Here is a 14,729-nt window from a genome sequence, read left to right as displayed (position 1 = left end):
GCTTAACCAGGCGTTTCAGATTCCTGCGGGGGCTCCTGTCCCTCAATGAACATCATCAGCAAGGCCTTCGCCTTCACCCAGTCGCGCCGCACCGTACGGTCGGTAACACCCATCAAGGCGGCGGTCTCGGCTTCCGAATAGCCGGCAAAGAAACGGTAGTGCACGAGTTCCGCCAGGCGAGGCGAAACCCCCGCCAACTGATCGAGCGCCCCACTCAATTCCACCAGCCGCTCGTCGCTCTCCCAATAGACCGGCATATTCTCGTCCAGCGGGTCCAGCCTGCCGCCGCCCCGCTTTGCCGCCAGACGCGCCTTGGCGTGGTTTACCAGAATTTGGCGCATCGCCAGCGCTGCCGTTCGCAGAAAATGCTTTTCATCCGCATATCCCCCCGAACGGCGCAGCTTCAGGAACACCTCATTCACAAGGACCGTGGAGCGGAGCGTTTCGGGCGAGCCTGCCCGGCGGCCGAGCACCGCCGCCGTTCGCTTCAGCTCCGGATAGAGGGCGTCGATCAGACGCTGAACCTCCCCTTCCCCCGGCTGCAAATTCCCCGATTCCGACCCAGATTCTGACACGAACCACCCTTTCGCGATCTGCGCCCCAACGTAGCGGCCCAGGCGCGCAGGGACAACCGGTAACCTGGACAGACTTTCGGACCGGCCACAACTCTTGCAGTGGGCGCCGAGGGGCCCACTGCCTATTACTCCGCTCACTGCTTTTGCCACGCCCCTAAAAGAAAACACCCGGCCTGCTGGCGCGGGCCGGGTGTTTCCGTTCAGAATGAACCGCTGCTTAGAGAACCCGGTCCTTGAGATCTTTCGACGGGCGGAAAGCAACTTTCTTGGACGCCTTGATCTTGATGGTTTCGCCGGTTGCCGGGTTGCGGCCTTTCCGGGCGGGACGCGCGCGAACCTGCAGAATGCCGAGGCCCGAGATACGCAGCTTCTTGCCCTTCTTCAGGTAGCCGCCCATGCGGTCGATGAAGTCGCTGACGACGAGTTCAGCCTGCTTTTTCGGCATCTCATGGGCCTCAGAAAGCTCTGCAGCAATGTGCTTCAGGGTCAGCACTTCAGGCGTAGCGGCCTTCTTCGCAACGGCTTTTTTCGCCGGGGCTGCCTTGGGAGCAGCTTTGGGCGCGGCCTTCGCAGCAGGCTTCTTGACTGCGGCTTCTTTCTTGGCGGGAGCTTTTTTCACCGCGACTTTGGCAGCCGGGGTTTTCTTGGCGGTGGTCGGTTTAACGGCCATTTCTGTTTCCTTCAGTAAGTAGGTCCGGTTGATACAGCAGCAGCCTTAACACGGGGTTTTCGTCTGCTTTAAACTCTTTCAGATAAACTCGATTCGACGTGGATTGATCGCATATCGCCACCGCAAGAACTGCGCAAGTGGCGCAAAACGGCTGGTTTTCGCTTATTCTTGCACAAAATTGCTGCGGAATGGAGCCCCACAAGATTACGATTGGGCGAGACAAACTGCGCCCGCAGGCTACGCAATCTTCGATTCTTAGTCCCTAGACGGACTATAGTTGTCGGGTAAGAACCGCAGGACCAGCCCGTAGGGTAAGACCGCCTGCTACCTATGGAACCATCCTATCTGCGGCGCGTTTGGCACTAATGATGCCAGCTCCCTTCACGCTTCCATGAAAAAGCGCGCCGCCTTCTGGGTTATTGCAGCCTTTTGCGTTCTGGCTGTTCCATTCCTTATACTGATATCCGGCCAACCTGCACCGGGCACTAGCCTGTTATGGGATTTCTCGAAGGGCCTTGGCTTTGGCGCTCTGGCTGTGGTGGGCCTGCAATTTATTCTGACGGCCCGATTTCGGGGCATGGTGCAGCCTTTCGGCATCGATATCGTCTACCTGTTTCATCGCTATATGGCGATGGGCGCACTGGCCCTGATGCTGGCTCATTTCGGCATTCTGTACATCTGGTTCGAGCCGGCGCTGGGAGATCTTAATCCGCTCACGGCCCGCTGGGAGCTTACCATCGGCCGCGTTGCGCTGGTCGCGTTTGCGCTGCTGGTGATTACCTCGGAGTTCCGCAAGCGGCTGAACGTAGAATATGGCTGGTGGCGCACAATGCACGTGGCGCTGGCGATCATTGCCTTTGCTGCCGCCATCGCGCATGTGCTCGGCGTTGGGCATTTCACAGCGGCGGCGGACAAGCGCGCAATGATCTTTGGCGCAAGTGCGGGCTGGCTTCTGTTGCTTGTCTGGGTGCGCGTGATCCGGCCCTGGCGTCAGACGCGGAACCCCTGGCAGGTCGTCAAGAACATTCCCGAACGCGGAGGCGTTCACACGCTGGTTCTGGAGCCGCGCGGCAAGGTGCTCAAAGGCTGGATGCCGGGGCAGTTTGCATGGCTGACCATTGGCAATTCCCCCTTCGGCCTGCGCGAACACCCTTTCACGATTTCCAATGCACCTGAAGACGGCCCAGCCGTGTCTCTTTCCATAAAGCCGCTGGGGGATTTTACCGGCGAGGTCATCAAGGCAGAGCCGGGAACGCCGGCATGGATTGATGGTCCATACGGAGCATTTTCCATAGACATGGAGGCGGCGACCAGCGGCTTTGTGATGATCGCCGGGGGCATCGGCATTACGCCCATGATTGCCAATCTGAGGTCCATGAGGGCACGCGGTGACACGCGCCAAGTAATCCTGTTTTACGCCAACAAGGAATGGAGCGAGGTGACCCTACGGGAAGAATTGGAGGCTCTGGCCCGCGATATGGATTTGAAGGTGGTCCATGTGCTGGAAAAACCGCCGGAGGACTGGGACGGAGAAAGCGGGTTCCTGGACCAAGAAATTCTCGAGCGCCACCTGACGGAAGAAACGCGCGCCTGGTCTCATATGTTGTGTGGCCCGCCGCCCATGACGGACGCCGCCCGCGCAGCGCTGCTGGCAATGGGTGTACCGCTCTGGCGCATCGACTCTGAAATCTTCGACCTGGTGTGAATCATGCGCCCTATCCTCGCCACCCTGATCGCCGCCCTCCTCCTTGTCTGGACCGTCCTTCTGGCGCTGCTGTTTGCCTTTGCAGTCAACCGATGACGCACGCAAAGAAAAAGGCTGGCCGGAGATGTTCCGGCCAGCCCTCCCCCCTCTTTTTCGAGAATAGATCAGATATCGCGGGTGCGGATCTCGACGTCCGTATACACACGGGAATCTGGGCGGCCAGCATCTTCGACGACCCGGAAATCACCGGCGCAATCCTTTTTGCTGACCGTGACACGCAGATACCCGCGCTGTTTGCCATTCAGATGCGACACATGAGGGTTCGCCTCGCGCGTCACTTCCATATCACGTGCCCAGGGGCAGCCTGAGGAGATGGAGCTGCCTACAAGCTCGTGGCCGATGCGCTTCGAGCGGGTGTCAAAAGGCGTCTGATAGAGCGTTGACGCCATGGCGGTGTGCCAGTCGCCCGTGAGGAAGACCGGGTTCTTCACACCGGTGGCCAGCATATCCGCCAGGCGCTGACGGGCGAGCGGATAGCCATCCCAGCTGTCAAGATTGGTGACAGGCGCTTCAGGCGGCGCGTTGTAGCGATAGGGCGTGAACCACACCTGCGTGGCAATCAGGTTGAACGCGGCGCCGGAACGCTTCAGTTCCGTGTGCAGCCATTCTTCCTGCGCCTTGCCCATCATGGTCTGGGCGGGATCGTTGGCTTCTTCACAATAGGCCTTGCGGCCATCGCCGCAGGGCTGGTCGGTGCGGAACTGGCGCGTGTCCAGCAGATGAACCTGCGCCGGACCGAGGCGGAAAGCGCCATGCATCAAGAGGCCGGACTCGGTGCCCTTGACCCAGGGCGGCGTCTCGATCGGCATATGCTCATAATAGGCTTGGAATGCGGCGAGCTTGCGAACGCGGAACTCTAGATCGGTCTGCTTTTCGGGATCCTGAGGGATCGCGCCAGCCCAGTTGTTGTCGATCTCGTGGTCGTCCATAGCGACGATCCAGGGCGCAATCGCATGCGCGGCCTGTAGATGGGGATCCGTTTTGTAGAGGGCGTAGCGGTTGCGGTAATCCCAGAGCGTGACGATTTCCGGGCCATTGTGGAGACGCACGGTTTCGAACAGGCGCCGTTCGCCGGCGCCAACGTCCCGCATATAGGAGCCGAGCGTGCCGACGCCGCCCTCATAGATATAGTCGCCTGTGTGAATGACGAGATCAGGCATCCATTCGGCCAGATCGCGATAGGCAGCGTAATAGCCGGCCTCATAGTGCTGGCAGTAGGCCAGCGCGATGCGGGCCTTGTCGTCATTGGGGCTTGTCGTCCGTGTCCGGCCTATGACGGTATCTTCATCATTGTAGCTGAACTGGTACCAGTATTCCCGGCCAGGTTCGAGGCCTTCGCATTTATAGTGGACCGAATGTGCCTTCGCATCAGATGTGGCCACCATCTCGTCACGGATGACATCGCGCATGGCAGGGTCGCGGGCGACGCGCACGCGGACTTCGACACGACCGGGAGGCATGCCGCCGCCTCTCAACGGATCGGGCGCAAGCCGTGTCCAGAGGATGACACTCTCCGGGCGCGGGGCGCCCGAGGCAATACCAAGCGTGAAGTAGGCAGCTGAATTGTCAGCGAAGCTGCGTTGGGACGCCATGGCGACGGCAGCAGCACCAGTAAGCGCAATAAACGACCTGCGGGAAAACATGCGTGATTTCTCCTGAATGGAAGGCGGGCGAGCAGAGGACCGGCCAGCAGCCCGGGGAAAGCCACTGGCCGGTAGCAGCGGATGGCGGCGCGACATGATCGCCGCCATCACGCAGATCAGAAGCGGTACTCGTACTGGATCCAGGCAGAACGCGGTTTGCCGTTCCAGCCATACTGGCGGTAGTAAGCGCTGTCATTGACACCGACCTCACCGCGGACCACAGCGCGATCGAGCGTCAGGCTCGCGCCGCCCGAATAGCGCTCATAGTAACCCTCATCGAGGAGGTTCACGCCGCGGATGAGAATGCGGTGCTCGTGGTCCTTGCCGAAGAAGTACTGGATGGACCCGTTGAGGACGAAATAGTTGCCGAAGTTGACGTCATCGACCACACGGTTGCCATTGGCGTCGACGAGGCGGGCTGCGGTTGTCGGCGCATAGGCCCATTCCGGCCCCTGAAGGCGCGGGTTAAGCGCGAAGACCCACTGATCGGTGGGCTTGTACGTCAATAGGGCAGATAGGGTCCATTCCGGGCGTTCGCCGGACTGGCGTTTCTCCTGAGACCCTGCCGCACCAGGGGTTACGAAGCCCAGGTTTGCCGTGGTCCCATCCAGACGGGCCGGGAGACCAAATACCGGGTTGGTCTCAAGGGAGTCCATCATGGTGTAGGACACGTCGCCGGAGAACGGGCCGTAGTCGAAGGCGAGATCGACTGTGAAGCCTTCGATTTCCTGGATATCCAGGGTGTTGACAGCTACGATTTCCGATCCGTCGAGGCCAAGACCCGCCGCCGTGGCGCAGAAGGCGTCAGGGGGCACGATGCTGGCCCGGTTCCGGTTGATGATGTCGAGGCCGAAGGGATTGCCCTCATATTGCGTGCAAACCGACTCAACCGATCGCGTACCGAACTGGTTTTTGATGTCGGTCTTGAAGTATCCCATCTCGATATTGAAAGTGCCGCCACGGAACGAGCCATCCATACCGATACCGGCATTCAACGCCTCAACCGATTGCGGCTGAAGGCCAGGATTGACGTTCTGGTTGGCACCATAGGCGCCGATTTCGTCGATCTTGGGCGCCGAGTAGGATGTACCACCGCTAGCGCGGGCATAGAGGCCAGCCGGAAGGTTTTGACGAAGACCGATCTTGTAGATCATCTCATCATCAAATCCATCATTGAAATCCTGACGGACGGCGAAGGAGCCATTGAGGCCTTCCAGAACCGGCAGGCTGAGACGCAGGTCACCATAGACACCCGTCGACGTGACCTTCACGTCCTTGACCCCGAAAGAGGCGTCGGACGCATCTTCATAGGCGGTATACTGAACACCGCCAACAACTTCGACGAGATCGTTCAGGCGGTATGTGCCGCGGGCATTGATCCCATAGTCAATGTAACCGGAGCGGCGGTTATCCGTCGATCCCCAGCCCTTGACCGGTGTGTTGTCACCGAAGGAGGTGGTCGTCTCGATCACGTATCCGATAGGCGCGCCAATCGGGAACGGGTTCTGAATGGTGCCATAGGGTTGGCCGAAATAGGGGCTGCTCGGATTCTGGTTCACCATCCAGCCATTTTGCGCGCTCGTGGCTGCGCCGCTTGTCGTTCCGTAGGGATTTGTCACGCAGCCAGCCGGGAGGTTCGGGACTGTGGCAGCAAAGGCTTCGTATTGTGCTGCCGTTGCGAAGCCTGTGATCCCTTGGGACGACGCAATCGCGCGCACGTCTGCCGGCAGATCCTGCAGGCGAGGCGTGCGGCAGACGCGAGCCAGCAACTCATGGTTTTTCAGCTGCGGCTTCTGCCAGTGAGAGTCGACCTCAATCCGGAGATTGTCCGAAAACGACTTCTTGTAGTTCGCCGTATAGATCGGGAACTCGGTGAAGTTGGGCGTGTAAATTGTCGAGTTCGGGAAGGAGTCATGGAAGTCGATGGTGGAGAAACTTGCGCCCAGGCGCAGTTCAGAGGTCGCATCAATCTGCCAAAGATACTTCGCGCCGATGCTGTTGAAATCATACGGGTAGGGCTGGAAGCCACCGAGGGCGAGGACGTTATCACCATAGGCGGAAACATCGAAAAGCTCGTGCGCATCAGAATGATACGACCGACCATACACCAGGAAACTGTGCTTGCCTTCGGAGTCTACCGGCATCGACACATTGCCGTAGATTTCGCGGGTCTTGAATGACCCAGCATAGACGCCGATCTGGCCTTTTTTGGTGCCGTCAGGCTCTTTAGTCTTTACACTGACAACACCGAGACCGCCGTTTGAGCCGAAATACAACGACTGACCGCCGCGATAGACCTCAACGCTGTCGATCATACGCGGATCGATAGCGGTAGCTGGCCACAGATCTTCTGACGGGCTGGACCGGTCGAAATACGGAACGCCATCTACCAGAAGCAGCGTATCACGGTCCGTACCGCCGTCGATGCGGATGGTGAACTCGCCTTCATCAGGCGAATAGCCAATGTTTGCGCCGCGGATCAGACCCGCAGCCGCTTCCCCAAAGTTCGTGAAGCCGCCCGTTTCAATCTTCTGGGCATCGATCAGCTGAACCTGGTTGCCGAACTGTACGAGGTCAATCGCCATCGGCGTTGCCTGGTCCACGCGGCGGCCCTCGACCAGCACTGTGCTGAGGCGGGCCTCATCTTCTTCCGCAGCTTCGGACTGCGCCATCACAGGCGCCGCGAAGCTGGCCGAGACCAACGCGGCCCCAACACTCAACAACAGTCTCTTTCTCAGATCGTATCTCACCGTCACCCCTCCGAGGTTCAGATTGCGCCGGTCTGGCCGGGCAACCGCAATAGCTTTGCGCGCAATCAGTTCTGCGCAGGGCTCGGGTAGCCGGTGAATGTGACGCGTCGGTGAAGTTTGTGTAATTCAAATATAAAATTTGCTCATCTCAAATTTTCTATCTTTTGAATTATTTTCACTTCGTCTAAGCCGCCGCTATGAAGAATGTTATTCCCCTTGAAGAGCTGCGCAGCCGGGACCCCAAATCACTCATAAAGTCCGCTGACGGATTTCTTCTGGATTGGGATGGGTGCTGCGCAATTGACAATGTTCTCGTTCCTGAAGCCGCAGTATTTCTGCGCGCCCATCAGAATCGGCTGGCAATTGTGTCGAACAATTCCACCCACACCCCGGACGAAATGCGCGCCATTCTGGACAAATCCGGCATTGAACTGCCTCCGGAACGCATACTGCTGGCCGGCATGTTTGCCATAAAGCGGGCGCGGGATCTGGGGCTCAATCGGGCCATGATCATCGGAAGTCCCGCCATGAAAGCCCTAGCCCAACGCTCCGGCATTGAAGTTGTGCGGGAAGAAGCTCAGGTTGTTATTCTGATGCGGGATACACGGGTGACCTATGCTGCGCTGGAACGCGCGGCAAACTGCCTGGCCGGCGGCGCAAAACTCGTCGTCGCCAATCCGGACGGCTCGCACCGCGGGGCCAATGCACGTATCCGGCTTGAGACCGGCGCTTTTCACGCCGCCCTTGAAGCGGCGGTCGATCTGTCTCAGGCCGAGACCGAGATTATTGGCAAACCGAGCGAGGGCTTTTTCCGTGAAGCGTGCCGGATCATCGGCACTTCCCCTCACCGCACCGTGATGCTGGGGGATAACCCGGATACCGACATTAAAGGGGCAGTCCAGATAGGGATGCCCTGCCTTCTGGTTGCGCCGACCCCGCAGGAATTCTTCGCGAGGCTGATCTGACTCCCTCAGAAGCGCTTGATCGAAAGGACGTCGAAAGTTTCTCGAAGCGTTTCGGTAGCATGGTCGTAATCCGCCATGGCGAGGGCCGCAATCAGCGTATCGATGACGCAAAGCTGGGCGATCCGGCTGGTCATGGCTTCCGTACGGAAGCGGGTTTCCTTCGACATCGTGTAGAGTTTGATGTCGGCATAAGCCTGGATGGGAGAGTTGGCGAAATTCGTGATGACAATGGTTTTGGCGCCGGCCTCATGCGCCAGGCGGGTAGCGGAAAGAGTTTCATGCGTTGCGCCTGAATGCGAGATGGTCAGCACCGCGACATTCGGGCCCGTACGTGAAGCGCTGATGGCCTGGATATGGCTGTCCACCACGACGCGCGCATCGATGCCGATCCGCAGCATACGGTATTGTGCGTCTTCCGCTATGGGCGCGGAGGATCCGATTCCATAGATCTCGATCCGGTCGGCCGCCCGGATAGCCTGCACAGCCTGATCAATCGCGTCAGCGTCCACAACCGACAGCGTATCGCGCAGCGCCTGAATGCCGGCATGGAACATTTTACGGCATATGGTTCCCGTATCGTCTCCTCGCTGGAGATCCTCCTGTATGAACTGCACGGGCTGAACGGTGTCCTGCGCCAGGCTGAGCTTCAGTTGCTGAAATCCGGTCAGACCAAGCTGGCGGCAGAAATTGACAACACTGCCATCACTTGCCCCCGTCTCAGCGGCAAGTTCGGTCACCGACATGCCAACAACGCGGCGCGGGTTGTTGAGTACGAACTCGGCAATGGAACTCGTGCTGGGCCCCAGGGACGCCTGCCGGATACGGATGCGGCTCAGGACATTGCTGACAACTGCCGTATCCTTCTTCACGCCTGGGGTGCTTTTGGACTGCGTCTCTTTTTTCTTCATTGCCTGCTCCCTGAACACCTGCGGGTGTTGTGCCGGGCGCCCGCTGCCCGAAGAGACCCATCTGCCGCACTTTGCGGGAAAATAAAATCTAGCACAGGCAGAATTGAATAAAATTCACAAACAACCCTGAAATTTTCCCTTCACGTCACATTAGTGTTGCGGCGAGCCGCTAGCCTGCGGGCGGACGTAAAAAGGGGTTAGCCATGCGCATCATTGCGGCTTTGCTATTCATCTGGATGTTGGGGACGCTCCCCGCGCTGGCCCAAGCGAGGGACGGCAGCGTCCGCCAACCTCTGGAGGTCATCCTGATCCCGGCGGATGGCGGCACGGAAGACGGCACCCGGGCGGATTTCCTGCCCTTGTTCAATGCGCTGACCAAGACAAGCGGCCTGCACTTCCGTGTGCGCGTTGGCCAGAGCTATGCGGCGGCCATCGAAGCAGTGTGCACGGGACTTGCGGACGTCGCCTGGCTTGGCCCGACATCCTATCGCGAGGCCCGTGATCGCGGATGCGCCGAGTTGCTGGCCGTGGAATCCACCAATGGCAGCGCGACCTATTTTGCGGGAATTTTTGCGCTGAAAGACAGCGGCATTTCCAGCGCGCAGGATCTGCGCGGGCGGTCTGTGGCGTTCGGCCCACCGCAATCGGCAAGCAGCTTTGTTTTTCCCATCGGCATACTTCTGGACGCAGGCATTGATCCGCGGAAGGATCTCTCTCAGGTGCGCATCGGGGATAGCCACACCAGCGGACTTGTTGCCCTGGACAACGGCCTGGTGGACGGCGCCGCTGCGTCGTTCGTATCGTTCGAACGCGCAGCAAATTCGGGCGCGATTGATGCATCCCGCTTTCGGATCGTGGGACGCTCGGCCCCTATTCCCAACCCTCCGATGGTGTCGGCCCAAGCGCTGCCGCCAGCCGTAAAGTCCAGACTGCGCGCCGCCCTTGGCGCTCTGCATGAACAACCCGGCATATCTGCCGATGATATTCGCGGATATGGCGGAAAGCGGGTCGACCGGTACGATATTACGATCACGGACGATGACTTTGAAACCGCCTTTCGCCCCGTAGCAGGTGTGGATAGCGCGTTTACGGCCGCCTTGGTGCGGCGCGCGGGCACTTACCGGTGACGGACGCGCGAAACACCGGCCCCAGCCTGAGCCCGGCCATACTTAGTCTTTCGGGCGTAAGCGCAGCCTATAACGGCATAATTGCGCTTCAGGGGATTGATCTGGACCTCCGTGCGGGTGAGTTCTGCGTCATTCTTGGCCCGTCAGGCTCGGGGAAATCGACCTTGTTGCGGGTAATTTCCGGGTTGGTGCCCGCCTCTTCCGGGCAGATCACATTGCAGGGCATCCAGCTTACCTCGGTCACACGCCGGCAGATTCAGCGTAAACTGGGAATGGTGCATCAGGACCATGGGCTGATCGACCGGTTAAGCGCCGTCCAGAATGTCATGGCCGGCCTGGCAGGCGAACTGCCGCTCTGGCGGCTGATGCTGCGTCTCTATCCCCCGGCTGTGAAAGCCGAAGCATGCCGCCTTCTGGCCGAAGTGGGGCTTGACGAGAGCCATGTAAACCGCCGGGCGCGGGAGCTTTCCGGCGGCCAGCGGCAGCGTGTGGGCATTGCGAGGGCATTGATGGGAAGGCCCGCCATCATCCTGGCGGATGAACCCGTCGCAAGTCTCGATCCGGCAACTTCACGCGACATCATCGCCCTTTTACGGCGAACGGCGAAGGAACGCGGCGCCGCGGTGCTCTGCTCGCTGCACCAGACGGACCTGGCACGTGAATTTGCAGACCGGATTTTGGTTATCAAAGCCGGGCACAAAGAGTTTGACGGCGCTCCGCACGCACTTTCCGACAGCCCCCACACACCCGAACCGATCCTTAAACGGAGCGTTACAGCATGACGCGGAATGCTGCCGGCGATCTTCGCCCGCCTGAGGCGTGGCGGTTAAAGCCGGTCTACGGCAGCCGGACACTGCTGGCCGTTCTGGCCTGCTTTGCGTTTCTTGTATGGTCGGCGCCGCGCGTGGAACTGAACGTCTTTGTACGCAATGTGCAGGAGTTTGCAGCCAATATCGGCACGGGGTCTGACAGCTCCCAGATCGGGCGCGGGCTCGCCTCGATCGAAGACAAGATGTTCCCGCTGGTGATGGACGAGCGAACGCCTCTGGAAGCGGGTAGTGAAACGCGCGCCTGGCCCTCGCGCATTGAAGAGGTGACGCGGCACGAAACGGCGCTGAACCCTGAAACCCTCGAGATCGAGACGCGCGAGATTACAGAGCGATATCTGGTGCAGCCATTTGGTTATCTGCTCTATGTCTGCGGAAAGATGCTCCAATCAATAGAGATGGCAATCTGGGCGAGTCTTTTCGCGATGCTGGCCAGCCTCTGCCTGATGCCGCTCGCCGCACGGAACTTTACACCGCACCACATAGTCCGCACGGCTGCACGCTCCCTTGTTTCGCTTTTGCGGACCATACCGGAACTCGTGAGCGCGCTGTTTCTGGTGCTTCTGTTCGGCTTCGGCCCTGTTGCGGGCATTCTTGCCCTCACGCTTCACAGCATCGGATTTCTGGGAAAGTTCTATGCAGACGACGTGGAGACCGCAGATGTACGCCCACAGGAAGCGCTGGCCGCACTCGGCGCAAGCCGTCTGACGGTACTCCGCCTGGCAGTCCTGCCAAACGTCGTTCCCTCATTCGTGGCGCTTACGCTTTATGTGGTGGACCGGAATATCCGTATGGCGACAGTTATTGGAATCGTGGGAGCGGGCGGCGTCGGACAGGAGCTGAAGGGGAGGTTTGACATGCTGCAATATGGGCATGTGGGAACCATCCTTCTGGTCATATTCGCCACCGTGCTCGCCCTGGATGCGTTCGCCAGCCAGGTGCGCCGGCGCCTGATCTGATCAGTCCGTATTGTCTGCTGGCCTGTATGTTTGATCGCGCCGGTACTGCTTCAGCCAGTTCTTTGGCGGCAGAGGCATTTCCTGGCTGTCCACGGGCCGGGCGGGTGTAAAACTCCGGGCCGGCGCCGGACTACGCATCTGCTCTATCCAGAACACGCCATCCAGCGCGCCGCTATTGCCGCGTGTCGACACAAAGTCCAGATCCCCATCTCCATCCATATCGACGGCTATCCATGCGTCATACATGCCGCGCACCCGGCGGGAGATGTCATGCCGTGTCCAGGCGCCCTCCTCCGCCCCCGGATTCTGGAACCAGGCCATCCGTCCAAGCGTATCCGAGGGTGTCGCCTCAGGATCATCCATCAGCCGGGGAGCGCCGGAGAATGTACCCGCCAGAATGTTCAGCCCCGAATATCCGCCCGTGATCACATCCAGGTATCCATCGCCGTCAATGTCCGCCAGGTTGAGACCGGCTATCCAGTCCGGCATCACGTCGCCGATACGGCGCATGATCCAGGGCTGGCCGAGGGACTCAGGTTGTTTCAGCCACGCCAAGCCCATGTGCACCGGTGTGTCTGGCGCCGTCTCAAGGACATTCACGACCAGATCCAGCCGGCCATCACCGTCAAGGTCGGCCCAGTCGGACTGAAAGGCATTGGCACGCGCCTCCCACCCGCTCGGAACGCCAAATGCAGCTCTGATATTAATTCTGTGCACGGTCATATCAAGGGTGCCATCGGCACGCACCGACCGGTTCTCCAGGATGAATATTTCCTGCCTGTTCCGGGCTGCAGCGAGCACATCCAGATCGCCGTCCCCATCGACATCTACAGGCTGGGCGGTGTTGGCGATTTCATCGCTGAGGAGAACCTGCTCGCGCCAGGAGCTCTGATCCAGAGGCGGCCCATCCAGCAGGAACAATGAGGTAGTGCTTTTGATGCGCTCCTGGTCTTCAGGAGCGATTATATTCGTGCCACCCTTGTTTGCTGCGGTAACGTCAAGCTGGCCATCTCCGTTCAGGTCAGCCAGGAACACGCGCAGCCAGGAGCCTCGTCCCGTGGTCACCTCCGGGATGATTGACGACCAGGCCAATGAGCGCGCCTGCGGCCCGGGATTTTCGAAATAGATGAGGTGGCCTTCTTCGCACGCCGCCATGATGTCGGGCCAGCCATCCCCGTTCAGATCGCCGATTGCGACATCCTCCACGGCGGCGACCATGGCGCCTTCGCCCAGCGTTACCAGATGCCAGTCCTGCGGACCCGTGCCAGCAAAAGCGATGCGGATATGTCCGGAATCCTCATGCACCGACACGATGTCTGCCTTTCCGTCACGATCCAGGTCAGCCATCGCAACCCCGTCGCCGCCGCGAATGGCCACACCGCCATTCACATCTTCCGCATCAATCAGATGTTCGCGCCAGCTGATGAAATGGCCATCGGGCGACCGGGCCTGCGTCATCATTTCGGCGACGTTTGGGGGTGGCCTCGGCGTCTCGGTATCGCCCAGCAACAGGCTCAGAAACTCTGTGTCCTTCCAGTCTGATCCCCGCCCGGCCCGGAGCGCTTCAAAGTCAAGGTCCGCCTGCCGCACGACCACCAGGCCGCGCGAGGGGATGAGATAAAGACGCTGTCCGCCCGCCCCCGAAGCGAGGACAAGATCAGGCGGAAACCGGTCAAGGTTCTGGCGGAGGTCAGACCCACGCGTTACCGGATCAGGAGATGACGACGGACGGGCCAACCACCAGGTCAAGCCATAGGCCGGGTTCGTTTCGCTTCCCTCGAACATTTCGGCGAAAGCATCCGGGGCAACGAGCAGCGTCCCATCCGGGCTATAGCCGCCGCGAAGAACGAACTCACCGAACACGGACCATTCACGCGCGGACATCAGCGCGCCTTGGGGCATCAGTGGATATCCATCTGTGCCTTGCCGCCAGCGATAGCCGGTTATGCCCAGGGGGCCAAGAATACGCCGGTCAAAATAGGCAAGCGGATCTGCGTCCAGCCCCGCGGCCAGAAGCTTGCGGCGCATGATCTCGCCGAAAAGCTGCATGGGCACAGGGCCATACTGGAACCGCTCCCCGGGCGCCGCGTTGAAGCCAACGTCGACCGCGCCGGCATACCCTGGCGGATTTCCGATCTCGCTGGGCTGGCCCTCCACCATCCAGAGGATTTGCCGCAGCGTGACGCGAGATTTAACCGGGTCATCGGCCCATTCCGGCAATGTGTCTGCGGCGAATTCATCCAGGGACAACAAACCGTCCTGAACCGCGGCTGCCGCGAGGACGCCCACAAAACTCTTCGTTCCGGACCAGAGCTCATATGGCGTTTCAGTGCTCGCCCCTCCCGTGCTGCAGACGACATCTCCGTTTTGCAGCACAAGGACGGAAAGGCCGCGATGGGCTTGCGAATAGGCGATGGCCTGAGAGCAGCCCGGAAGGGTTTCCGGAAGCGGGTTACCCTTGAGACCGGCCGGGGTGGTCGTGCAGGCTGCCAGCAGTAGGGCGGCGGATGCCAGACAGGAGATGAATTTCATCGGCCAGT

The 14,729-nt window shown here is 60.0% G+C and carries 11 protein-coding genes; 5 read left to right on the top strand and 6 right to left on the bottom strand.

Annotated elements, in window-relative coordinates; translation table 11 throughout:
- Nucleotides 1–2: 2 nt before the first annotated feature.
- Complete coding sequence (locus tag HPO_RS03880) at nt 3–575, bottom strand: ECF-type sigma factor (RefSeq protein ID WP_051612241.1); 573 nt, start codon at nt 573–575, stop codon at nt 3–5.
- Nucleotides 576–792: 217 nt separating this feature from the next.
- Complete coding sequence (locus HPO_RS20935) at nt 793–1,194, bottom strand: HU family DNA-binding protein (protein ID WP_479682594.1); 402 nt, start codon at nt 1,192–1,194, stop codon at nt 793–795.
- 442 nt (nt 1,195–1,636) lie between these two features.
- On the opposite strand from HPO_RS20935, the gene HPO_RS03870 reads away from it, so the two are divergent.
- Nucleotides 1,637–2,950, top strand: a complete 1,314-nt coding sequence (locus HPO_RS03870; RefSeq protein ID WP_035594684.1) for a ferredoxin reductase family protein — start codon at nt 1,637–1,639, stop codon at nt 2,948–2,950.
- Between the two features lie 164 nt (nt 2,951–3,114).
- On the opposite strand, the gene HPO_RS03865 is transcribed toward HPO_RS03870, so the two are convergent.
- Nucleotides 3,115–4,653, bottom strand: coding sequence for an alkaline phosphatase D family protein (locus HPO_RS03865; RefSeq protein WP_035594682.1), 1,539 nt, complete (start codon nt 4,651–4,653; stop codon nt 3,115–3,117).
- Between the two features lie 116 nt (nt 4,654–4,769).
- Nucleotides 4,770–7,373 (bottom strand): TonB-dependent receptor plug domain-containing protein, encoded by a 2,604-nt coding sequence (locus HPO_RS03860; RefSeq protein WP_241767857.1) that lies wholly within the window; start codon nt 7,371–7,373, stop codon nt 4,770–4,772.
- A 227-nt stretch (nt 7,374–7,600) separates the two neighbouring features.
- On the opposite strand from HPO_RS03860, the gene HPO_RS03855 reads away from it, so the two are divergent.
- Nucleotides 7,601–8,368, top strand: coding sequence for an HAD-IIA family hydrolase (locus HPO_RS03855; protein WP_051612240.1), 768 nt, complete (start codon nt 7,601–7,603; stop codon nt 8,366–8,368).
- 5 nt (nt 8,369–8,373) lie between these two features.
- Here HPO_RS03855 and HPO_RS03850 read toward each other — a convergent pair whose 3' ends face one another.
- Complete coding sequence (locus HPO_RS03850) at nt 8,374–9,276, bottom strand: MurR/RpiR family transcriptional regulator (protein WP_051612239.1); 903 nt, start codon at nt 9,274–9,276, stop codon at nt 8,374–8,376.
- Nucleotides 9,277–9,479: 203 nt separating this feature from the next.
- Here HPO_RS03850 and HPO_RS03845 point away from each other — a divergent pair, with 203 nt between their 5' ends.
- The 3 genes from HPO_RS03845 to phnE are packed head-to-tail and all read left to right on the top strand — an operon-like array spanning nt 9,480 to nt 12,189.
- Entirely contained in the window at nt 9,480–10,403 is a 924-nt protein-coding gene (locus HPO_RS03845) for a phosphate/phosphite/phosphonate ABC transporter substrate-binding protein (protein ID WP_035594679.1), read from the top strand.
- Complete coding sequence (locus HPO_RS03840; protein WP_051612238.1) at nt 10,400–11,185, top strand: phosphonate ABC transporter ATP-binding protein; 786 nt, start codon at nt 10,400–10,402, stop codon at nt 11,183–11,185. The genes HPO_RS03845 and HPO_RS03840 overlap by 4 nt, the downstream gene beginning before the upstream one ends.
- Nucleotides 11,182–12,189 carry a phosphonate ABC transporter, permease protein PhnE gene (gene phnE, locus HPO_RS03835; RefSeq protein ID WP_035594676.1) on the top strand — a complete coding sequence of 336 codons (1,008 nt, stop codon included), beginning with the start codon at nt 11,182–11,184 and terminating at the stop codon, nt 12,187–12,189. The genes HPO_RS03840 and phnE overlap by 4 nt, the downstream gene beginning before the upstream one ends.
- Here phnE and HPO_RS19550 read toward each other — a convergent pair whose 3' ends face one another.
- Nucleotides 12,190–14,721: an FG-GAP-like repeat-containing protein gene (locus HPO_RS19550; protein ID WP_051612237.1), complete on the bottom strand. Its 2,532-nt coding sequence runs from the start codon at nt 14,719–14,721 to the stop codon at nt 12,190–12,192.
- Nucleotides 14,722–14,729 lie beyond the last annotated feature (8 nt).

Source organism: Hyphomonas polymorpha PS728 (assembly GCF_000685315.1).
Classification (GTDB): Bacteria; Pseudomonadota; Alphaproteobacteria; order Caulobacterales; family Hyphomonadaceae; genus Hyphomonas; species Hyphomonas polymorpha.
Note: the sequence above shows the minus strand (reverse complement) of the source record. Positions and strands in the feature narration are given on the sequence as shown.

Bases quoted from the DNA above. Each gene is read 5' to 3' on its own strand.
- HPO_RS03870 (WP_035594684.1), top strand. From the start codon at position 1,637: ATGAAAAAGCGCGCCGCCTTCTGGGTTATTGCAGCCTTTTGCGTTCTG.
- HPO_RS03865 (WP_035594682.1), bottom strand. From the start codon at position 4,653: ATGTTTTCCCGCAGGTCGTTTATTGCGCTTACTGGTGCTGCTGCCGTC.
- HPO_RS03855 (WP_051612240.1), top strand. From the start codon at position 7,601: ATGAAGAATGTTATTCCCCTTGAAGAGCTGCGCAGCCGGGACCCCAAA.
- HPO_RS03850 (WP_051612239.1), bottom strand. From the start codon at position 9,276: ATGAAGAAAAAAGAGACGCAGTCCAAAAGCACCCCAGGCGTGAAGAAG.
- HPO_RS03845 (WP_035594679.1), top strand. From the start codon at position 9,480: ATGCGCATCATTGCGGCTTTGCTATTCATCTGGATGTTGGGGACGCTC.
- phnE (WP_035594676.1), top strand. From the start codon at position 11,182: ATGACGCGGAATGCTGCCGGCGATCTTCGCCCGCCTGAGGCGTGGCGG.
- HPO_RS19550 (WP_051612237.1), bottom strand. From the start codon at position 14,721: ATGAAATTCATCTCCTGTCTGGCATCCGCCGCCCTACTGCTGGCAGCC.